The sequence below is a fragment of the Methylobacterium sp. WCS2018Hpa-22 genome, assembly GCF_031843785.1.
Classification (GTDB): Bacteria; Pseudomonadota; Alphaproteobacteria; order Rhizobiales; family Beijerinckiaceae; genus Methylobacterium.
In genome coordinates this window covers 109,768-131,052 of the sequence record NZ_JAVTJA010000003.1, presented here as the reverse complement: position 1 = coordinate 131,052, position 21,285 = coordinate 109,768, and the positions used below count along the sequence as shown (strand labels likewise).

The following is a 21,285-nucleotide window of genomic DNA, read 5'->3' as shown; positions in this document are numbered from 1 at the left end:
CCTGCTCAAGACCGGAGACCACCATGACGCGCAGCCACACGATTCCCGCCTTGACCCTCGCCTTCGTCCTGTCGGCGGGGGTAGCCCACGCGCAGGCGATCCGGATCGGCGTCAACGAGCCCCTCACCGGGCCGTTCGCGGCGTCGGGCACCTACGTGGTCAACGGCGCCCGGATCGCCGCCGACGAAATCAACGCCAAGGGCGGTGTCTTGGGAAAGAAGCTCGAACTCGTCGTCGAGGACAACAAGAGCAACCCCACCGAGGCAGCGGCGGTGGCTGAAAAACTCATCACCAGCGACAAGACCCCGGTGCTCATGGGGGCCTGGGGTTCGAGCCTGACGCTCGCGGTGATGCCCAAGCTCGCCGATTACGAGACCGCGATGCTGGTGGAGACGTCGTCGTCGGGCAAGATCACCACCTCGGGCAATCCGTACGTCTTCCGCATCTCGCCGCCCTCGGCCCTGGAAGCCGAGGCCTTCGCGCCGATGGTGGAGAAGCTCGGGCTGAAGAAGGTCGATTTCCTCGCCATCAACAACGACTGGGGCCGGGGGGCGGCGGCCGATTTCGGCAAGATGCTCAAGGGCAAGGGCGTCACGGTCGGCCTTGTGGAGACCATGGACCAGGGCGCGCAGGACATGAGCGCTCAGCTCTCCAAGTTGAAGGGCTCGGATGCCGACACGATCATGATCACGGCTGCCGTCGATCAGCTGACGCTCCTGTTCAAGCAGATGGCGGCGCTCGGCCTCAAGAAGCGGATCATCACCACCGGCGGCTCCCAGAACCCCGACCAGATCATCGCCCAGGCGGGCAACCCCGCCGAGGGAACGATGCATCTCACCACCTTCCTGCCCTGGTACCCGGAGAAGACCCCGAACCCGGCGGCTACCGCCTATTTCATCGGCGAGTGGAAGAAGCGCGGCTTCGAGTTCGCCGGCGTCACCGAGAGCTTCCGGGGCTACGACGGCATCCGCGCCATCGCGGCGGCCATCGAAAAGGGCGGCGCCGCCGATGCGGCCTCGATCAAGAAGGGGTTCTGGTCGGTCGATTTCACCGGCCTCAACGGACAGATCCGCTTCGCCAAGGCCGGCCCCGCCGGGTCCGAGAGCGGCCAGAGCAAGCCCGACGTCTACCTCGTCAAGATCGACGGCGGGAAGGTCGTGGTGCCCGAACTCTAGCCGCGCGCAAGCCTCCCGGCTCGCACCCCTCGGGTAACACATGCGGAACAGGCTCTTCTCCTTAGGGCTACTGGATTCCCCCATCTGTTTTTGCAGGCAGAGCGCGTCCCTCTCCCCCTTGTGGGGAGAGGTTAGGAGTGGGGGTGGCTCCGCTAGCCCCCGCAAGCTGAGGGTCGCTCAATCACCCCCACCTCCAACTCCTCCCCACAAGGGGGAGGAGGGCCGCCCATCCCGCGCAATTGCCGTCACGCTGACGGACAGGGACCCGCGCCAAGCTCGCTGACTCTGCACTGACGCTCAGCCGACGACCGTATCACCTGCTTACAGGCGAGGCCTCGATGACCGAATTCCTGCAGCACCTCCTCAACACCCTGGTCCTGGGGGGAACCTATGCCCTGCTCGGCATCGGGTTGACCCTGATCTTCGGCATCATGAACGTGGTGAACTTCACCCACGGCGCCCTCTACACGGTGGGCGCCTACGTCATGTACCTCGCCGTCACCGCCCTCGGGCTCGGCTTCTTCGCCGCTCTGCCGACCGCGATCCTCGGCGGCCTCCTGCTCGGCGCAATCCTCGACCTCGTGCTGCTGCGGCCCTTACGCAGCGCCGACATGGACACGACCATGCTGGTGATGATCGGCGCCGGCATCGTCCTGCAATCGGGCACGCTCTGGCTGTTCGGCGGCGTCGCGAAATCGATCCCGACGCCGTTCCCGGATGCGCCCCTCCAGCTCGGACCCGTCTCGGTGTCGTGGCTGCGGCTGTTCGTACTGGGCGCGGCTCTCGCGCTGATCGGGCTGACCTACTGGCTCATCAACCGGACCCGCCTCGGGCTGGCCATGCGGGCGACCTTCCAGGACCATGACACGGCCTCGCTGATGGGAGTCAACGTGCGGCTCATCTACACGGCGACCTTCGCCGTCGGCTCCAGCCTCGCGGCAGCGGCCGGCGCGCTCCTCGGGCCGGTCTACGTGGTCTTCCCGCAGATGGGCGGCATGGCCGAGCTGAAGGCTTTCGCCATCGTGATTCTCGGCGGGCTCGGCAACGTCACCGGGGCGGCCATCGGCGGCTTCATCCTGGCGCTGGCCGAGGAACTGGGCGCCGGCTACATCTCGTCTGGCTATCGGGACGCCATGGGCTTCCTGATCATCATCGCGGTGCTGATCTTCAAGCCGACCGGCCTCTTCGCCAAGGCGGAGCGTATCGGATGACCCGGCACCTCCCCGCTCTCGCCCTCCTGGCGGCGCTGGCCGCCCTGCCCTTCGCGCTGGGCCACAACCCCTACCTGCTGAACGCGCTGATCACGACGGGCATCGTCACCATCGCGGCCATGAGCCTGAACCTGCTGCTCGGCTTCACCGGGCAGCTCAGCCTCGGGCACATCGCCTTCTTCGGCATCGGCGCCTATGTCAGCGCCCTTACGAGCCTCGGCTTCGACGTGGAGCTGCTCTGGGGCCTTCGCATCGTACACGAGCCGTGGCCGCCTGTGGTGGGCTTCGGCCTCGCCGTGCTGGCGACGGCCGCCTGCGGCTACCTCGTCGGCCGCCTCTCCTTCCGGGTGCGGGGTGCCTATTTCGTCATCGTGACGATCTCCTTCGCCGAGGTGGTGCGGCTCGTCGCCCTCAACTGGGTGGAGCTGACGCAGGGCCCCCTGGCGCTGACGGGCATCCCACCCTTCAGCCTCGGCCTGCCCGGCCTCGGCTCCGTCACCCTGCGCACGAAGCTGCAGAACTACTACCTCGTCCTCGTGGTTGGCACGCTCTGCTACGCCCTCATCGCCCGCCTCGTGCGTTCGCGCTTCGGACGGGCCATGCGGGGCCTGAAGGAGAACGAGTCCCTGGCCCTCTCGGTCGGCATCAACGCCACCCGGACCCTGACCCTCGCGGCGGTGATCTCGGCGGCGATGGCGGGGGCGGCCGGCAGCCTCTACGCCCATTACCTGCGCATCATCGATCCCGACGTGTTCCTGTTCTCCACCACGGTGACCATGGTCATCATGGTGGTGGGCGGCGGCAAGGGCACGCTGCTCGGCCCCGTCGTCGGCGGCCTGATCTTCGGCCTGCTTCCCGTCGCCCTGCGGCCGGTCATGGTGCCCGAGGCGCAATGGATGGTGTTCGGTCTCGTGCTGATCGTGATCCAGTTCGTGATGCCCCGCGGCATCGTGCCGGGCCTCGCCCGTCTCGCCACGCGCCGTCACGCGCCCGGTGGTGCACCCGCCCGGATGCCCGTGGAGGCCAGGCCATGAGCGAGATCCGCGCTCCCATCCTCTCGGTGGACCATGTCGGCGTGCGCTTCGGCGGCCTCGTCGCCATCGCCGACCTGCATTTCGACGTCCATCCCGGCGAGATCGTCAGCCTGATCGGCCCGAACGGGGCCGGCAAGACGACGGCCTTCAACGTGATGACGGGCTTCCTGAAGCCCAGCCAGGGTCAGGTCCGGTTCCGCGGCACCAGCCTCCAGGGGTTGCAGCCACATGAGATCGTCCGTCTCGGCCTGAGCCGGACGTTCCAGCGCACCAGCGTGTTCCCCGACGACACCGTGTTCGACAACGTGATGATCGGCCTGCATCGGCGGGGCCGCGCGCGGCTGGTCGACACGCTGCTCGGGCGGGACCGCACCGGCGAGGCGGCTCTGCGAGACCGAGCCCGTGAACTCCTCGACTGGGTCGGGCTCTCCGGGCGGGCCCAGGAGAAAGCCGGGTCCCTGGCCTATGGCGAACAGCGCCTCGTCGGGGTCGCGCTGGCGCTGGCCACCGAGCCTGCCATGCTGCTGCTCGACGAGCCGGTCTCCGGCATGAACGCCTCCGAGACCCAGGTCTTCGTGCGCCTGATCCGCTCGATCCGCGAGCGCGGCGTCACCATCCTCCTCGTCGAGCACGACATGCCGATGGTCATGGAAGTGTCCGACCGGATCGTGGTGCTGAATTACGGCCGCCTCATCGCCGAGGGGCCGCCGGCGGCGATCCGGTCCGATCCGGCCGTGATCGAAGCCTATCTCGGCCAGGGCAGTGCCGCGCGCGAAGCCGCACAGGCCGCCAGGGAGACGATCGATGCTTGAGATCCGCGATCTCGTCTGCGGCTATGGCACGGTGACGGCCCTGAAGGGGCTCTCGCTCAAGGTCGAGGAGGGACAGCTCGTGGCGTTGGTCGGCGCCAACGGCGCCGGCAAGTCGACGACGCTTCGGGCCGTCTCGGGACTCATCCCGGCGCGCTCGGGTAGCATCCACTTCGCCGGCCGGGACATCACCGGCACCGACCCGCGCAAGGTGCTGGCCCAGGGCATCGCCCATTGCCCGGAGGGGCGGCGGGTGTTCCCGCAGATGAGCGTCGCGGAGAACCTCGCCATGGGCGCCTACCTGCGACGCGATCCGGTCGGAGCCTCCGCAGATCTCGCGCGCATCTATGGCGAGTTCCCGCGCCTCGCCGAGCGCAAGCACCAGGCTGCCGGCACCCTTTCGGGGGGCGAGCAGCAGATGCTGGCCATCGGCCGTGCGCTGATGTCCCGCCCCCGGCTCGTCCTGTTCGACGAGCCTTCGCTGGGGCTCGCCCCTAATATCGTCGAGCGCATGTTCGCCGTCATCCGGGCGATCTGCGACGCCGGCACCACGGTCCTCCTCGTGGAGCAGAACGCCTTCGCGGCCCTCGAACTCTGCGACTACGCCTACCTGCTGGAGACCGGCCGCATCGTACTGGCGGGGCCGGGCTCTACGCTGATCGCGGACCCGCATGTGCGCCAAGCCTATCTCGGCGGTTGAAGGCGGGGCCTGGATCCATGCCTGCCGGATCGGGGCCCTGGACGGCCGGGCCATTCTCCCCGTCTTCGTCGCCGGGCGCCATCTCGTGCTCGTACGGGACGGTGACGGCATCTTTGCGGCGGAACGGGCCTGCCCGCATGAAGGGGCGGATCTCGCCCTTGGCCATTGCTCCGGGGGACGCCTGTTCTGCCCAAGGCACGCGGCATGGTTCGCGCTGACGGACGGTGCCGTCTCGCCGGGATGGTTCTTTCGCGACCTCCGCACCTACCCGACCCGCAGGAAGGGGGGCGATATCCAGGTACGGATCGAATCCGACGGATGAGGACGCGGGCCGGCCATCGTGACCGGGATCCGCGAGAGGGTGCATGGCATTGCCGGGTTCGCTCGCCGAGACGATCGTCTCGGCGCCGCGGCGATGAAGCCCAGTGATCAGAGCGCCTTCAGAAAGATCGGCCAGCGCGGATCGTTCATGATCGAGCGGGCCCGCATGTGTTTCCAGATTCCGTATTTGTAGAAGTCGAAATCGAGGGTGGAAATGGTGTTCTGCACCATCGCCCAGGTCGACCATTTCACGTCGGCAAGTGCTTTGTGCACCATCAGGCGGGCGAACGATGCCTCGTCGTAGCGCCCGAAATACGCCTCGATCAGCTCGCGATCGACGCTCTCGGGGAAGAACATCTCTCCGCTCCAGATCGCGAGGTCGTAGAGGCGATCGTTGTTGGAAGCGTATTCGAAGTCGATCAGCAGGATGGAGCCATCCTCGCCAATGAGGAAGTTGCCCGGCATCGGGTCGTTGAAACAGGGTACGAGATCGAGACCGGAGGCTTCGAGCGCCGACTGCGCCAAGCGCGTCTGGCGCGTCAGCCACACATGGTCGGGCGGCATCGGCGCCTGCAGTTCGGCCACCTGCCGGTCATGTTCGGCGATCATGTCGAACACGGTCTTGGTGAGGGGCAGCAGCGGCGCTGCGTGGAATCGGCGATAGACGCCCATCGCCTCGGCCCGCAGGGCGGGGTCGGCGAAGTCGCGGTGGGTCGAGGGACGTCGGCCATCGACGAACTCGGCGATCTCGATGTCCTGTGCGTCGAGATGATCGAAGGTACGGGGCCCGAGTCCGATCGCTTCGGCCTGCCGGCTGGCGGCGCGGGCGGCGGCGCGATCGATGAACATTTCCGTTCCGCGACCGGGCATCTTCACGAAATAGGCGTGCGGTTCGCCATCGATCTCGACGCGCCAATTCATGTTGCTGATGCCGCCCAGGACCGGGCGATAGCGCATGGGGCGTCCCTGCCATGGCGCGACCGAGCGGAGAATGGCCTCGAAGGCGCGTTCGGTATCGGTGGTGCCGCCGCCCAGGGATATCATGCTCGCCTCGTCACAGGGATCTCAGGCTTTCCTCGAAACCCGGTCCACCGACCCGCATCCGGCACCGCAGGAAGCGCCAGGCCGCATATTTGCGGAATTCCAGGGCGCGGCGGGGTGACAGGCGGTCCATAGCCAGGGCCCGGAGGCCCCAATGGAGATCGTCGGCGGCGGCATAGGCCCGGCAACGGTGGAAGATGGCGTCGCGGTAAGCCCCTTCCGCCATCTCGATCGCAGGCTTCATCTGGGCGTCGAACTGGCAGGCTTCGCTGAGAAAGGCGCCGAGCTGGTAATGGGGGTCGGTGTCACAGGCCATGTCGAAATCCACGAGCTGGAGCGCGCCGTCCGGGGAGAACAGCAGGTTCGAGGCATGGGGGTCGGCATGGGCCGGACGGATCTCGGTTCCGGCGGCTGTCAGCGCCGCCTCGATGGCGTCGACCCAATCGAACAGGAACCAGGAATCCTGCGGCAGGGTGTCGGCCTCCTCGCCGAGGAATGCGCGAAGCCCGCGGATCGCCTCGAAGACGCTCCAGCGACGTTCGAACGGTTCGCCGGCACCGATGCGCCGGAAGGCCTCGAAGACCGTGATCATGCGCTCGGGCCGGCGCAACGCGTCGAGGGTAGCGGGACGCCATTCGGGGCCGAGAGACTCGAACAGGATCGCGCCCTCCGCCTCGGCCAAGTGGAGGGGGCGAGGCGCAAGACCCAGGGAGGCGATCCGTTGCGCTGCCCGGAAGGCAGCGGAGGGATCGAGCAAGGCCGCGGCCGCTCGCTCCCCCACCTTCAGGAAGTAGCGAGGTGCCGCATCCACGGCCTCGCCGACGAGGTACGAGGTCGATTCGACGCCGTGATAGGACGGCGAGGCGACCCCCGGCACGGCCTCCCGATAATGGACCGCCCTCCCCGCCAGCATCGGCGCGGCGGCAAGGGCCGCTTCGGCAAGGCGTTCCTGCGTATCCGCCGGCATGCCGAGCGCTTTCACCGACGCTCCTTCTCCACTTCGAGGACCGACAGGCCCTCGTTGGCCAGGATAAGGAGCATATCCGCCAGGACTTGCGTGCCGAAGGCATGATCCTCCGGCGTGGTGAACTCGGTCGGGTGGTGGATCACGCCGCCGACACTGGGGACGGCCAGCACGATGGAGGGACACACCGCCGCGAGGCTGATCGCATCATGGCCGCCGATCGTGTCGAGGGATCGGGCCGGGGCGCCGTTGGCGTCGCTCGCGCGCTCGGCGAGGTGGACGAGACCGGGCGACATCCGTCCGGCCGCGCGGCGGTCGATGGAGCGGATCTCATGCCCGACTTCGGCCCGTGCGGCTGCCGCCTCGATGCTCGCCAGCAGCCGCGTCTCCGCTTCGGCCAGGATCGCCTGCGATCCGGAACGGAGCTCGATGAACAGCACGGCCTCGCTCGGAACGGTATTGGGCGAGTTCGGATACACCTCCATCCGGCCGACGGAGGTGTGCAGGTCGAGCCCGAATTCCCCGGCCAGCGCCTTGAGGTCGGTGATGACATAGGCCCCGGCCAGGAGAGCGTCGTGGCGCGCCGCCATCGGGGTCGGCCCGGTATGGGCCTGCCGCCCAAGGAAGGCGAGGCGATACTTCACGGCTCCCCAGAACCGCGTGAAGGCACCGAACCGCAGCCCTTCCCGCTCGAGGACCGACTCGCCTTCGATGTGCAACTCGAGATAGGCGTCTGGAATCGGAACGGTGTCGGTCCCGGCATAGCCGATGCTCTCCAAAGCTTCGCCGACCGAGATCCCCGCCCCGTCCCGCCGGTCGAGGGCCCAGGCCAGGTCCGCCGCTCCCGTGAAGACGCTGCTGCCGAGGAGACTCGGCTGGAAGCGAGCCCCTTCCTCGTTGGTCCAGTTGGCGACCACGAAGTCGCAGGCGGACCGGCCGCCGCTCTTTTCCAGACTCTCGCGGACCGCCAGGATGGCCTCGCAGGCGGAGATCACACCGAGTGCGCCGTCGAAACGGCCGCCATTGGGCTGGCTGTCGATATGGGAGCCGACCATCACCACGGGGGCGTTGGCGCCGGCCAGATCGAGGCGACCGAACTGATTGCCGATAGGATCGACCTTCCTCGTGAAGCCGTTCTCGCGGAACCACGTGGCGAGCCAGTCGCGCGCCTGTCCGTCTTCGGGCGAGAGGGTCAGGCGGGTCATGGAGCCGTCCGCTCCGCCGCCGAAAACGGAGACAGCCTCCATCATGGCCTGGAGGCGCGCGGGGTCGATCCGTACGGAAGAGGGTGAGGTCGTCTCAGGCATGGATCACATCCACTCGTGTGCGCTGAAAGGCCCGCGCGATATCGCGCGTGAGAGGGGCGTTGGTGACGAGGGTGTCGACGGCGTCGAGGCCGAAGGTGCGGATCGTGCCGAGCCGGCCGAACTTGGAGGAATCGGCCAGGATGACGGAGTGGCGCGTGCGCTCCACGGCGAAACGGCGCAGGACCGCCTCGTCCTCGCCCAGATCCATGAACCCATGCGCGTGATGCACGGTGACGATGCCCATGATCGCCACGTCGTAGATGTGCTCGCGCAGGACGGCGTGCGTGCGATGGCCGAACAGGGCCCTGTAGTCCGGCTTCATGTCTCCGCCCAGCACGGTGACCTGCGCCTGGGGATCGCCCGCCAGAAGCGCTGCGATGTCGATGGAGTTGGTGTGGACCCGGATGCGCCGGCCCAGCAACTTGCGGGCGAAGGCCAGTGTCGTGGTGCCCGCATCGATGAAGACGGTCATGCCGTCCTCGACGAGTGGCAGGGCGGCCTCTGCGATCCGCGCCTTCTCCCGGGCGGCGACCCGGACACGTTCATCGAAGGGCCTGTCGCTCTCTCTCCGGTCGAGGACGGCCCCGCCATAGACCCGCCGCGCATGGCCACGCAGTTCGAGGTCGCGCAGGTCGCGCCGCACGGTCTCGGTGCTGATGGCGAGCCGGGTCGCGAGGTCTTTCACGGTCACCCGCCCGTCGCGTTCGAGCGCATCGAGGACGAGATCGAGGCGACGCCCGGTGATCCCCATCGCATGCATTCCCTCCTTTGCCGCCGATCCGGGGCCATGTGCCCCGGTCCCGACGCCGACCGGGAGATGGACCCGCCGAAGGAACAAGCCGTGCATCAGACGAGTCCGGCGACACGGTTCGGGGCGGGATCCGTCTCGAGATGGCAGGCGGCGAGATCGCGCGATCCGCGCACGCCGAGGTGCGGGCTCAGGGTGACGCAGGTCTCGAATGCCTGCGGGCAGCGTGACCGGAACGAGCAGCCGGTCGGCAGGTCGATCGGGCTCGGGGGCTCGCCCTCGAGGAGGCAATCCTCCGGCCGGTAGCGCCGCTCCTCCAGGGTCGGCATCGCCGACAGCAGGGTCCGCGTATAGGGATGGCCGGGATCGAAGAAGAGGCGCTCGTTATCGGCGAGTTCCACGACCTCGCCGAGATACATCACGGCGATACGGTTGCAGGCTTTGCGCACCATGGCGAGGTCGTGGCTGATGTAGATGTAGGTGAGGCCGTGCGCGCGCTGGAGCGTGTCGAACAAGGCCAGCAATTTGAACTGTTCCGTCTGGTCGAGGGCCGAGAGGGTCTCGTCCATGAGCAGGATCTCCGGGTCGAGCACCATGGCGCGGGCGACGTTGATGCGCTGGCGCTGCCCGGCGGAAAGCCCGAGCGGCAACTGGTCGTAGAGCGAGACGGGCAACCCCACATCGTTCATGACGTCCCGTACCTTGTCGCGGATACGCCGGCCGTCGCGCCAGCCATGAGTGCGCAGGGGCGCTTCGAGCATCGCACCGATGCCCGTGCGCGGAGGCAGCGAGTCGAACGGATCCTGGAGCACGAGCTGAAGCTTGCGCCGGAAGGAGAGAAGCTCGGACCCGGAAAGCCCTGCAATGTCCCTCCCCTCACACAGGACCTCGCCGCTGCTGGGCCGCTCCAGGCGGCTGAGCAGGCGCATCAGGGTGGACTTGCCGCAGCCGGATTCGCCGACCACCGCGAAGCTGTCGCCCTTGTGGATGTCGAAGGTGACGTGGCGAACCGCGCGCAGCGCGCTCGTCCCGGCAAAGCTGCCGCGCTTCTTCACCCGGTAGGTCTGCGACACGTCCCGCAGGCTGACGATGGCGGAGCCCGGCATTACGGCCTTCCGCGGGATGGCCGGCACCGTCGGCCGCGCGCTCCAGATCGCAGGGATCTGCGCCACGAGTTCGCGGGTATAGGGATGGCGGGGCGCGGCGATCAGCGCTTCGGTCGGCTGCTCCTCCACCAGCCTGCCCTCATCGATGACGAGGATACGGCTCGCCGCCTCGCGGGCGACGGGGAGCGAGGACGAGACGAACAGGATCGCGGTGTCGAACCCCTCGGTCAGCTCGCGCATCAGGCGGATCACCTGGGCGGCGACGGTGACGTCGAGGGGCTGGGTCACGTTGTCGGCGACCAGAAGCGCCGGGTTCGAGATCATGGCGTCGACGATCAGGGCCCGCTGCATCATTCCGCCGGAGAATTGCGACGGGTAATCGTGAAAGCGCGCGCTCGCCGAGGGAATGCGCACCGCGTCGAGCATCGCGATCACGCGGTCCTGTGCTTCGGCCGCATTCACCTCCGGCGCCACTGCCCGGATCTTCTCCACGATCTGGCGCCCGACCGGGAGGGTCGGATCGAGGGCACCCATGGGATTGGCGCCGACATAGGCGATGTCGCGGCGTAGCCGCCGCATCTCGCGCGGGGGCAGCGTGAGAAGGTTGCGGTCGCGGAACCGAACCTCGCCGCCGCCGATGACCAGGGGCGGGGCGATCCAGTTGACCACCGCCCGGGACAGCACCGTCTTGCCGGCGCCGGAAGCGCCGACCACGCCGACGATCTCACGTGGCGCGACGTCGAACGAGATGCCGTCGAGGATTCGGCGCTCGCGCCCCGGAAGGTTCAGGTCGATCCGCAGGTCGCGGACGGAGAGGACGGGGCCCATCAGGCGCCTCCGTGAATCGTGTTGCGCGCGCGCTCGAAGGCAGCGCCGATCAGGTTGATGCTGGTCAGCGTCAGGCACAGGAAGACTCCCGGCATGGTGGCGATCCACCAGGCATTGAGGAGGTACTTGCGGCCATCGGCGATGATGTTGCCGAAGGTCGGTGTCGGCGGTTGCACGCCGAGACCGAGGAATCCGAGCGTCGACTCGAAGATCATCATCCGGGCGACGTCGAGCACCGAGGTGAAGAGCAGCGGCGGCACCAGTAGGGGCACCAGCAGGGTGAGGATGATGCGCGGGTGCGTCGCCCCGGAGACCTGCGCGGCCCGCACGTATTCACGGCCCCGCTCGGCCATGACCATCGACCGCATCACCCGGGCATAGACTGGCCAGTTCGACAGGCCGAGTACCAGGATGATTGCCGGGATCGTCGGACGCGAGACGCCGAGCACCGCGATGGCCAGGATGATCATCGGGATCGAGAGTTGCGCGTCGGTGATGCGCATCACCACCGTATCCGTGCGACCGCCGAAATAACCCGCGATCGTGCCGAGGGCACAACCGATCAGGAGAGTGACGGCGACCGAGGCAACGCCGATCAGGAAGGAGTAGCGCAGGCCGACGAGGCTGCGCACCAGCATGTCGCGGCCGATCTGGTCGGTGCCGAGCGGGTGGGCCCAGCTCCAGGTCTCACCGACGAACAGCGGCGGCAGCAGGCGCGCGCGCACGTTCATCTTCAAGGGATCGATGCCGCTGAGCTCGGGGTAGAAGGCAGCGGCGAGGGCGAGGAGCGTGAACAGCGCGAAGCCGATGCGGAACTCGGTGGAGCGGCCGGCATGCGAGAGGATGCGCCGGCCGATCGAGCGGGAGGCGGCGACGTCGACCCGCAATGGCTGGGCGACCAGGGTGGCGTCGAGGGCGCTCATCAGTATTCGAGCCTCGGATCGATGGAGGTGGCGGCGAGATCGACGAGGATATTGATGAGGACGAAGATCGCGCTGGTGACGATCGCGATGCCCTGGATCAGCGGGAAGTCGCGCTGCAGCACCGCATTGATGGTGAGTAGCCCCAGACCGGGATAATCGAAGATGTATTCGACGATGATCACGCCGCCGAGCAGGCTGGAGAACTGCACCCCGAGCAGGTTGAGCAACGGGACGGAGGCGTTGCGCAGGGCATGGGCGGCGACGATCCGGCTCGGCGACAATCCGCGGACATGGCCGACGGCGACGTAGGATTCGCTCATCTGTGCGGCGACGGCCCCCGACAGGGTCCGGATCAGCACCGGCGACAGTTCCACCGCGAGCACCAGGGCCGGCAGCACGGTGTAGGAGAAGCCGCCATAGCCGATCGCCGGCAGCCAGCCGAGCTTCACCGACAGCAGCAGCGCCAGGACGATGCCGAGCCAGAAATTCGGCAGCGAGACGAAGACCGACGAGACGGTGAAAGCCAGCTTATCGGCGATGCCGCCCGGGTGCAGGCCCGCCGCGATCCCGAGAAGGCTGGAGAAAACGAGGGCGAAGAGCAGGGCCAATGCCGCCAGTTGCAGGGTCATCGGCAGGGCATCGAAAATGAGGTCCAGGACCTTCGCACGCTCGCCGCGGGTGGTGTCGTTGAAGGTCGCGCCGCCGGTCGACGCGCCGTTGGCCGGCCGCACGAAACTCTGGCCGAGATCGCCCTGGACGACGCGCACCATGTAGCGTCCGAACTGGACCGGGATGGGATCGCGCAGACCCATCTGGGTGGCGATCTGCTCGATCAGGGCTTCGGGCGCCATGCCGCCGGCCATGAGCCGCACGGGATCGCCCGGCACGACCCGAAGCAGCGTGAAGATCAGCAGCGAGACCAGGAAGATGATGACCGCACCCTGCGCGAGGCGCCGGGCGAGGAAACTGAGAACGAACATCGGGTGCGGGTCCGGTGACGGGTTCGGCAGGGCGCGACACGGCTCCCGCCGGAGCGGACCGTGTCGCGCGCCCGACGCGCATGGGATCGGGCTGGTTGCTCAGACCGTCTTGGAGGCGTCGATGGAGCCGTCGGGGTAGACATAGAGACCCTGCAGCTCCTTCTGCATCGCGTGGATCATCACGGAGGTGAACAGCGACAAAGCCGGCACTTTCGCCGCGAGGAGCGGCATGGTCTCGTCCTGAAGGATCGCCTTGCGTGCTTCCAGCGTGGGCGCGGCCCGCTCCTTGTCGAGGCTCGCGTCGATCGCGGCGTCCTCGATGCCGGTGATCCGGTGCGAGGACGAGTGGAAATGGGTGCGCAGCACCAGATCCGGCTCCGGCGAGCCCGTGGACCAGCCGCAATCGACCATGTGGCCCGGGCCGCCGCCGGGGCGATGGTAGAGTCGCTCGTTCCATGCCGCCGGTTCCAGGACGGTGAGGCTCACCGGGAACCCCTGCTCGTTGAGCATCGCGGTGATGACCTCGCCGTATTCCTTGGTCTTCGGGTAGAAACCCACCGACGTGATGTATTCGAGCGGCGGCAGCCCCTTCCCCTTCGGGAAGCCGGCCTCGGCCAGCAGCGCCTGCGCCTTGGCGGGGTCGTAGGCCGGATAGTTCTTAAGATCGACGTAGCCGAATTTCACGGGCGAGACGTAGTTCGCGGATGCGTGGCCGGCCGCACCCAGAAGCTCGACGATCATCGCCCGGTCGATGGAGTGGCAGGCCGCCATCCGGACGCGCACGTCGTTGAAGGGCGGTTTGGAGCAGCGGAACCAGAGATACTTGTTCTCGACGGAGACGACCTGATTGATCGCGATCTTCGGGTTGGCCTTCACGGTCTCGACCTGCTCGGGCTCGAGCCGTTCGACGATCGAGGCCTGCCCGTTCATCAGCGAGAGCATCCGGGTGGTCGAGTCGCCGGTGAAGGTGAAGTCGATGCCCGGGATCGCCGGCTTACCCTTGAAGTAGCCGTCGAAGGCGGCGAGGACGGTGCTGTTGCCGCGCTGTTCGACGAAGCGGAACGGACCCGTACCGTTGAGCCGGCGGGTCAGGGCGCCGCCCGGCCCTTCCGCGATGTCCTTGGCCGACATGATCGGCAGGAACGACGCCAGGAAGATGAAGAGATGGGCGGGATAGCCGCCCTTCGACGTGTCGACGATGACGGTCTCGTCGTCGGGCGTCGTGATGGTCAGCGTGTCGGTCGGGCCGGGATACCATTGCGCCGGCCGGTCCTTGCCCGAGCCGTATTCCAAGGTGGCCTTGACGTCCTCGGCCTTGAACGGCTTGCCGTCATGGAAGTGGATGCCCTTGCGCAGCTTGATCTGCAGGCGGGTGGGCTCTAGGAGCTGGATATCGGTGGCGAGCTCGTAGACCACCTTGCTCGGGTCATCGAGCGTCATCGGCGTGCGGGTGAGGAAGCCCATCACGAATCCCTCGATGTTCTTCTGCGAGAGCGTGGTGTGAGCGGTCGGATCCCAGTTGCCGGTGATGTTCTCGGCGGACAGGAACACCAGCGGCTTTCCCCCTTGCGCGAAAGCGGAGGAGATCAGGAAGTCCGGATTGATCTGGCTGACACCGGCCAGTGCCGCACTGCCTTGCAGAAAACGCCTGCGATCCATCCCGTCGGCCATCCCGAAACTCCCAAAGCCACGTATCCGTCAAAGTGGTCAAAAACCACAAAGCACGGCGCGTGCCAGAGCGCTCGAACCGGTCAAAACGGTCATGGAGCGGATGGTGGCAGGGTCGGGGCGAAAGGAAGACTCCCGATCGACGATCCACTTCTCTCGTGCCGTCGATGGGCGGGGATCAGCGAAGGGTCGAGCGTCGCGACGAAGGGGCGATGTGAGCAGGGCTCTGGCCCGGTTACGGGCCTGCGCTGCATCGGCGCGTCGGTGGAGGACAACGCCAGCCTCTCTCATCTGCCGGGTCGACGAGGCTCCAAGAGTTCGACGAGGCTCCAAGAGTTCGACGAGGCGCCATGAGGCAGCCTCGCTGCATATCGTCACCGCGTCGCGGCAACCGGTCAGGTCGATGCTCCGTTCGGGGAATTCCTGCATCGGGCCGCCGCGCTACAAGCGCGAGGTTGCGCCGTGACGGCCGGCGGGAGGGAGCCTGCCACGCGGCACCCTTATCGATCACGCGGCCTCGGAAAGGCTCCGCTCGGCGACCACGAGGGCACGGCCCAGCTTGATCGCTCCGTGGTGGCGGCGGTCCGCGATCGCGTCGTGAATCGCGAGCAGGTGGGGGGCGAGCGACGGGCTCGTCCGCATGATCTCGGTGGCCTGGCGGGCGAAGAGGTCCTCGGCCTCGGCCGGGTCGTCGGCGAGGTAGAGGATCTGCAAGGTGACGCAGAGCATCTTCGCGGGCGTATCGGCCTCGCTCTCCTTGATGACCTCGGATTCGCGCAGGAACTTGCAGTGGGTCTCGATGAGGAAGTCGGAGCGCCGCGATCCGTTGCGGATGAGCGCGCCGTTGATGAGGAAACCCTCGTAAGGCTTGAGGTCGAGGCGCAGGGCCATGGCGGTGAATCCCTTCTGGAAACGGGCCTGGATCGATCGTCGGATGGGGCGGGGACCGGCGCTGACCGCCGGTCCCCGTAAGTGCGCGCGTTTAGCGGAGGAGCTGGAGGATGCCCTGCTGGGCCGTGTTGGCCAGCGAGAGCGCCGAGGTGGCGATGGAGTTGCGGGTCGACAGCGCCTGTGAGTTGGCGGCTTCCTCGTTGAGGTCCGCGTTCACGAGGTTGGCGGCGCCGGTGTCGAGGATGTTGATCAGGTTCTTCGAAAAGTCCTGACGGTTCTGCACGATCGACAGGTTGGCGCCGAAGGTCGAGGACTGGGTCCGCAGCTGGGTCGTGGCTTCGGACAGCTGCTCGATGGCGGCGTTGATATCGGTGTCCGACTGGAACCCGCCCTCGACGGCATCGAGGCCGAGGCCGGCGGCATCGAACTTCACGCCCTGGATGTCCAGCGCCGAGGTGTTCTTCTCGTTGAAGGCGATGTGCAGGGTGTTGTCGGCGGCGCTGTTGCTGTTGCGGAACAGCAGGTTGACGCCGTTATAGCCGGAATCCTGGGCCTGCTGGGTGATCTTCTCGAGGATCAGGTTGAACTGCTGCGCCAGGGCCGAGCGCACCGAACTGGTGCCCTTGCTGCCGCCCACATCCGTGCCCGACGCCGTCTGGGAGGTGGCGCCGGATCCAGAGACGCCGAAACCGATATCGACACCTGCGGTTCCGCCCGTCGTGACTTGGGCGGCCTGGATGGTCAGCTTCTGGTCGGAGCCGGAGGACTTCGTCGAGATGACGAGCTTGCTGTTGACGTAGCTCGCCTCGACCTTACCGGCGAGACCGGTATCGGCGTTGATCTGGTCGTTGATCGCCTTGGCGATGGCGGTCTGGCTGGTGGCGGCCGAAGTGCCGAGGTTCGTGTTGTTGAGCGTGATCAGCTTGAGCGGGCCGGTGCCGAGCTTCAGGGTGAAGGACGCGTCCTTCGTGCCGCTGAAATCCTTGGTCACGGTCTGCTCGGTGCCGACGATGGAGGCCTTGGACGAGCCGTCCGTCGCCTCGGTGCCGGAGGCGGTGACGCCAGCGGCGGCGGTGCCTCCGCCCGCGGCGGGGGTGCTGCTGGCGGTGGTGGTGGTGCCGAGGCCGAGGCCGGCGGTGTCGCTGGTCGCGGTCAGGGTCGGAGCGGCGGCGCCGGTGCCGACGGCGTTCGATTTCACCTGGAGCTTGTCGTCCACGAAGGAGACGGTGGCCTTGATGCCGCCGGTGTCGAGCTGGACCTGGATGGCTTCGGCGACCTTGTCCTGCGTCGCCGCCTCGCCGATGGCATTACCATCCTTGTCGAGGCTGGTGGACGAGACCGTAACGGCCTTGGTGCTGGTGCCGTCACCGATGGTGAAGGCGCTCGACTTGCCGCCCGACAGGTCGATGGAACCGGCTGGGATGCCGGTCGCGGTCACGGGCTCCTCGCCGGCAACCGCCGAGCCGATGCCGAGCCCCGCAGCGCCCGTGCCGTCGACACCGCGCGTCAGCGTGACGGTGCCGCTGGTGCCGACCCCCTTCGAGGTGAATTCCAGTTTGTTGGCATTGAAGGCGGCGGTGACGTTGACGCCGGCTTCGTCGAGCTGTGCCTGGATCGCGGCCTTGATCTCGTCCTGAGTCGGGTCTTCGCCGAGTGTGCTACTGCCGGAGGGGGTGTCAGAAGCGATCGAGATGTTGGCCGTCTTGGTGCCGTCGCTGATCGAGAACGTGTTCGCGGTGGTGGTCAGGGCAAAGAGATCGCCCGATGCTCCAGAGACCGCCGTACCGGTCGCAGTCACCTTCGCGGCGGTGCTGGCGGACGGCGTGGTCGCCTCGTTGGTGGCCGTCAGCGTGTTGGCTGTGCCGAGGCCGAGGCCGATCGTATCGGAGGCGTTGGTGATCTGCGGGGCTGCGGCCGTATCGTTCGGCCCGACGAAGGTCAGCTTGTTGGAGCTATCGATGTAGGCGGAGTATTCCGAGCCGCTGAGCTGGTTGTTGATGGCCTCTACCAGCGATTGCTGGTTCGGGTTGGTACCGATCGCGGTGCCGGATGCGTCGAGCTTCGCCGCATCGATGGTGATGGTCTTCGGCGTCGTGCCGTCGGTGACGGTGAACGTGGCGGATTTGCCCTCCGTCAGGTCGGTGTTCGCGGCGATCGTCCCGGCTACCGTCGTCGAGGGCGCGCTGAACAGGCCGATCTGATCGGTGAGGTTGTTGCCCTGGGTCGTGAGGACTGGGTCGCTACCAGCGCCGACGGCCGCGTTCTCGAACTTCAGTGCACCTTCCGTGCCTCCGGACAAGGTCGCGACGATTCCCGATCCGGCGGCCGTAAGCTGCCGCTTGACTGCTTCGAGGATCTTATCGTCGGTGATGCCTGTCGTTCCAAGAGCAGCCCCGTTCGCGTCGAGCGAGTCCTTGTTGATCGTGATGTTGATGGTCTTGTTGGCGACTGCGTCGGTGACCGAAAAGGTCGTGCTCTGACCGGCGCCGAGGTCGGATGTTTCGGGGACTGCAGTAGTGGAAGCTACGGCACCCTTGACCGACGCTGTACCGGTGGTCAGTGTCTGGGCGGCTACCGCGGTACTGTCGGTTGAGTCCGTGGAATCCGCCGCCGCGGGAGAGCTCGCGACCGGCGTGCTCGCGGTGAAGGTGCTGAAGCCGATGCCGGCCGCGCTGTTGCCGCCCGTGGTGTCGATGCCGCCGATCACGGAGATCTGCGCGTCGGGGCCGACATCGGCCGACTTGAATACGAGGCTGTTGGTGCTGGACAGTTCAACCGTCGCGGTGGAGCCGCTATCCTTGAGCTGCTTGTTGATCGCCTTTGCGACATCCTCCCGCGAGGCCGAGGCGCCGAGCGTGCCGCCGAGCTCGTCGGTGGCCGAGTTCTTGTCGAGCTGCACCTGGACCGAGGTGTTGCCGTCGCTGACCACCAGGGAGGCGCTGCCGGTGGAGAAGTCCGTGGCGACGGCCAGGGCGGCATTGGCGGTGACGGTGGCGGAGGTCGGCGTGGTGGTGGACTTGCCGTAGCCGATATCCATGGTGGAATTGGCCGAGCCCGCCACGGTCAGGCTGGCGGATGCTCCCGTCGTCGTGGTCGCGAAGGTGATGCGGCCGTCGGGGCTGGTGCCGGCCGTGACCTTGCCGGCCAGCGCGCTGTTGTTGGCGATCTGGCCGTTGATGGCGGTGAGGAGCTGGTCCGACGTGATCTTGGAGAGGTCGGTGCCGGACGAGGCGAGGGTCGCGGAATCGATGCGGATGGTCGACTTGGTGCCGCCGAGGGTGATCTCGAGAGAGGCGTCCTTGGTCGGGCCGGAGAAGTCGAACGTGGTTTCGCCGGTGGCGTCGGTGGTGCCGAGGGAGGCCAAGGTCGAGGTGCCCGTCACCTTGGCAGCCTGCTCCGTCGCGCCGCCGCTGATGCCGCTGCTGCCGCCGGTCTTGTCGGCGAGCGCCTGACTGGCCGTGGACTTGGCGGTTTCGAGAAGCTTGGTGATCGAGGTGATGCCCTGGCTCGCCGCCTGGATCGCCTGGACGCCGTTGGAGATGCCGTCGAGCAGCGAGCTGATGTCGCTGGAGCGCGCCGACAGGCTCTGCGCCGTGAAGAAGTTGGTGGGGTTGTCCAGCGCCGAGTTCACCTTCTTGCCGGTGGAGAGCCGGTTCTGGGTGGTCGAGAGCAGGTTTGCCGTGTCCTGGAGCGAGAGCAGGTTTTGGCGCGTTGCGGATGTGAGGGTGATGCTGCCGGACATCGGGCGGATCCTGTTGATCGAGACATCGCCCTGTTGGCGACGCCCCAGACAGGGGGGGATCCACTTATCGACATCTTAATTGATGCTCGAATTGTGTTTGTATTGAGGGGCAATGCGTCTCACATAAGTAGCATAGTGTCTCAAATCGTCTTTAGGTTACTTCGTATCTCAAACATAGTCGTTTTTGTCTCATAATCGAGCCCCCATGCGGATTGGCCTGCTTGCCTTGGTCGCCGGCCCGTTTCAAATGACCCTGACGGCCGGCCGGATCACAATCGGCCGATAAGACTGTTCATCGCGACCCGATCACGTTGAAATCCAAGTCTCCGTAAATTAAAGATTTATTAAAATATGATGTTATGCTGGTGATGTTGTACGTAAGTACTTCTCTATCTCTAGGATGTGGTCTGTTTGTACAAAGTCATGGTCGAGATGAATTCTCTTTCGAGTATCGGTTGATGATGCCGCCATTAGAAAATCTGTCTCAGGGCGAAGCTTCCATAAGACATCAGGTTCCGTGCTGCGGCGTGACGACCATGGGCCTTCACCGTTTTGAAGGCCTTGATTTATGACGGGCATTCTCTGCGACCGTTTCATCGCTCCCACCGATCCGGCTTTGCTGGCTCAGTCCTGGTGCAATCATCTTGCGCCGGTCTTCGAGGCCGAGCTCGCGTCGGATGCCGATCTGGCCTCGCCGATCGCCCTGACCACGTATCATTTCGGGGAAGCCCTGATTGGCTCCGTGACCGCGCCGGCCCAGCGCCTGAAGCGCTCGGCCCGGACCATCGCCCGGCAGGGCGTCGACCACATCCTGATCCAGTTCTACACCGCCGGCCAAAGCCGGATGGGCGCCGCTCGACGCTCAGTGGAGATCAAGGCTTCCCAGCTCGTGGTCTTCGACCTCACCCAGCCGATCGTCAGCGAGGCCGGGCCGGTCTCTGCCACCAACGTGATGCTGCCGCGCAAGCTCCTCGGCGACCAGATCGCCACCATCGAGAATTTGCACGGGCAACCCCTCGATTACCGCTCGGCCCCCGTGCGGCACCTCTCCTACACGTACCTGTCCGGCCTGGTGGCCAGCGCCGCCTCCGCCGAGGCGCACCAGCTGCGCTACCTGTCGAGCGCGGCCGCCGATCTCTGCGCCGCCTGTTTCCAGCCCGACGTGAACCAGGCGCCGGCCCTCGACCGGCTCAACAAGATCGCCATCTGCCAGTTCATCGAGCAGGAACTGGCCTCGGAATCCCTTGGGATCGATACGCTGATCACCCAGTTCGGGCTTTCGCGGGCCACCCTCTACCGGCTCTTCGAGCATGAGGGCGGGGTCGCCAGCTACATCCGCGAGCGGCGCCTGCTGCGGGCGATGAAGCTCCTCGGCGCGGCGGGCGGCCGCCCGCGCATCTCGTCGGTGGCCTACGCCACGGGCTTCTCCGACGAGAAGACCTTCAGCCGTGCCTTTCGCAGACGCTTCGGATTCCTTCCGAGCGAGGCACTGGAGGAGCGGCTGGTCGCGCACCGTAGCCAAGATAGCATTCCGGTGCTGCTCGGCTGGATGCGGAGCCTCAGCGCCTGAGCGCCACACGAGATCGGCAGAGACGTCGCCCGTCCGATCGTGAGGAGCGTTATCGTAATTGCGGCCCGTTCGGCCGTTGAACCGCTCCGTGTTTCCCAGAGGCTCCCACTCTCGAGAGGGCGGAGCGAGGGCGAAGTGAATCCCACCGTATTCCCCTGAGGTTCGTGCCGGCGCGGTGCGGATGGTCCTGGACCACCAGGGCGAGCATGCCTCGCAATGGACGGCGATCACCTCGATCTCGGCCAAGATCGACGGTTCGGGCGGTCT

The 21,285-nt window shown here is 66.7% G+C and carries 17 protein-coding genes; 7 read left to right on the top strand and 10 right to left on the bottom strand.

Features of this window, described 5'->3' with window-relative positions; all coding sequences use genetic code 11:
- Positions 1-23: 23 nt before the first annotated feature.
- From RQI43_RS05090 to RQI43_RS05065, 6 genes are all read left to right on the top strand, one after another.
- Positions 24-1,175 carry an ABC transporter substrate-binding protein gene (locus RQI43_RS05090; protein ID WP_311274439.1) on the top strand — a complete coding sequence of 384 codons (1,152 nt, stop codon included), beginning with the start codon at positions 24-26 and terminating at the stop codon, positions 1,173-1,175.
- Positions 1,176-1,513: 338 nt separating this feature from the next.
- Entirely contained in the window at positions 1,514-2,386 is an 873-nt protein-coding gene (locus RQI43_RS05085; protein ID WP_311274438.1) for a branched-chain amino acid ABC transporter permease, read from the top strand.
- Positions 2,383-3,420: a branched-chain amino acid ABC transporter permease gene (locus tag RQI43_RS05080; RefSeq protein ID WP_311274437.1), complete on the top strand. Its 1,038-nt coding sequence runs from the start codon at positions 2,383-2,385 to the stop codon at positions 3,418-3,420. Before RQI43_RS05085 ends, RQI43_RS05080 begins: the two co-directional genes overlap by 4 nt.
- Positions 3,417-4,232 (top strand): ABC transporter ATP-binding protein, encoded by an 816-nt coding sequence (locus RQI43_RS05075; protein ID WP_200919231.1) that lies wholly within the window; start codon positions 3,417-3,419, stop codon positions 4,230-4,232. The genes RQI43_RS05080 and RQI43_RS05075 overlap by 4 nt, the downstream gene beginning before the upstream one ends.
- A complete protein-coding gene (locus tag RQI43_RS05070) occupies positions 4,225-4,929 on the top strand; it encodes an ABC transporter ATP-binding protein (RefSeq protein ID WP_311274436.1) in 705 nt (234 codons plus the stop codon). Before RQI43_RS05075 ends, RQI43_RS05070 begins: the two co-directional genes overlap by 8 nt.
- Entirely contained in the window at positions 4,901-5,251 is a 351-nt protein-coding gene (locus RQI43_RS05065; RefSeq protein WP_156467936.1) for a Rieske (2Fe-2S) protein, read from the top strand. The genes RQI43_RS05070 and RQI43_RS05065 overlap by 29 nt, the downstream gene beginning before the upstream one ends.
- 107 nt (positions 5,252-5,358) lie before the next feature.
- On the opposite strand, the gene RQI43_RS05060 is transcribed toward RQI43_RS05065, so the two are convergent.
- The 10 genes from RQI43_RS05060 to RQI43_RS05015 all read right to left on the bottom strand — a co-directional run bounded on the left by RQI43_RS05060 (position 5,359) and on the right by RQI43_RS05015 (position 19,448).
- Positions 5,359-6,294 carry a phosphotransferase gene (locus RQI43_RS05060; protein WP_311274435.1) on the bottom strand — a complete coding sequence of 312 codons (936 nt, stop codon included), beginning with the start codon at positions 6,292-6,294 and terminating at the stop codon, positions 5,359-5,361.
- Positions 6,295-6,304: 10 nt separating this feature from the next.
- On the bottom strand, positions 6,305-7,273 hold the full coding sequence (locus tag RQI43_RS05055; RefSeq protein ID WP_311274434.1) for a phosphotransferase: 969 nt from the start codon (positions 7,271-7,273) through the stop codon (positions 6,305-6,307).
- Positions 7,270-8,562: a Zn-dependent hydrolase gene (locus tag RQI43_RS05050; RefSeq protein ID WP_311274433.1), complete on the bottom strand. Its 1,293-nt coding sequence runs from the start codon at positions 8,560-8,562 to the stop codon at positions 7,270-7,272. The genes RQI43_RS05055 and RQI43_RS05050 overlap by 4 nt, the downstream gene beginning before the upstream one ends.
- Positions 8,555-9,409 (bottom strand): DeoR/GlpR family DNA-binding transcription regulator, encoded by an 855-nt coding sequence (locus RQI43_RS05045; RefSeq protein ID WP_311274432.1) that lies wholly within the window; start codon positions 9,407-9,409, stop codon positions 8,555-8,557. Before RQI43_RS05045 ends, RQI43_RS05050 begins: the two co-directional genes overlap by 8 nt.
- Positions 9,409-11,244: an ABC transporter ATP-binding protein gene (locus RQI43_RS05040; RefSeq protein WP_311274431.1), complete on the bottom strand. Its 1,836-nt coding sequence runs from the start codon at positions 11,242-11,244 to the stop codon at positions 9,409-9,411. The genes RQI43_RS05045 and RQI43_RS05040 overlap by 1 nt, the downstream gene beginning before the upstream one ends.
- Positions 11,244-12,167 carry an ABC transporter permease gene (locus RQI43_RS05035; protein WP_056433956.1) on the bottom strand — a complete coding sequence of 308 codons (924 nt, stop codon included), beginning with the start codon at positions 12,165-12,167 and terminating at the stop codon, positions 11,244-11,246. Before RQI43_RS05035 ends, RQI43_RS05040 begins: the two co-directional genes overlap by 1 nt.
- Positions 12,167-13,147 carry an ABC transporter permease gene (locus RQI43_RS05030; protein ID WP_207412484.1) on the bottom strand — a complete coding sequence of 327 codons (981 nt, stop codon included), beginning with the start codon at positions 13,145-13,147 and terminating at the stop codon, positions 12,167-12,169. Before RQI43_RS05030 ends, RQI43_RS05035 begins: the two co-directional genes overlap by 1 nt.
- 99 nt (positions 13,148-13,246) lie before the next feature.
- Positions 13,247-14,818: an ABC transporter substrate-binding protein gene (locus RQI43_RS05025; protein WP_311274430.1), complete on the bottom strand. Its 1,572-nt coding sequence runs from the start codon at positions 14,816-14,818 to the stop codon at positions 13,247-13,249.
- A gap of 504 nt (positions 14,819-15,322) precedes the next feature.
- Positions 15,323-15,706: a flagellar biosynthesis repressor FlbT gene (locus RQI43_RS05020; protein ID WP_056433946.1), complete on the bottom strand. Its 384-nt coding sequence runs from the start codon at positions 15,704-15,706 to the stop codon at positions 15,323-15,325.
- A 91-nt stretch (positions 15,707-15,797) separates the two neighbouring features.
- Positions 15,798-19,448 carry a flagellin gene (locus tag RQI43_RS05015; RefSeq protein WP_311274429.1) on the bottom strand — a complete coding sequence of 1,217 codons (3,651 nt, stop codon included), beginning with the start codon at positions 19,446-19,448 and terminating at the stop codon, positions 15,798-15,800.
- A 568-nt stretch (positions 19,449-20,016) separates the two neighbouring features.
- Between RQI43_RS05015 and RQI43_RS05010 the strand changes: the two genes are divergently transcribed.
- Complete coding sequence (locus RQI43_RS05010; protein WP_056433940.1) at positions 20,017-21,018, top strand: helix-turn-helix domain-containing protein; 1,002 nt, start codon at positions 20,017-20,019, stop codon at positions 21,016-21,018.
- Positions 21,019-21,285 lie beyond the last annotated feature (267 nt).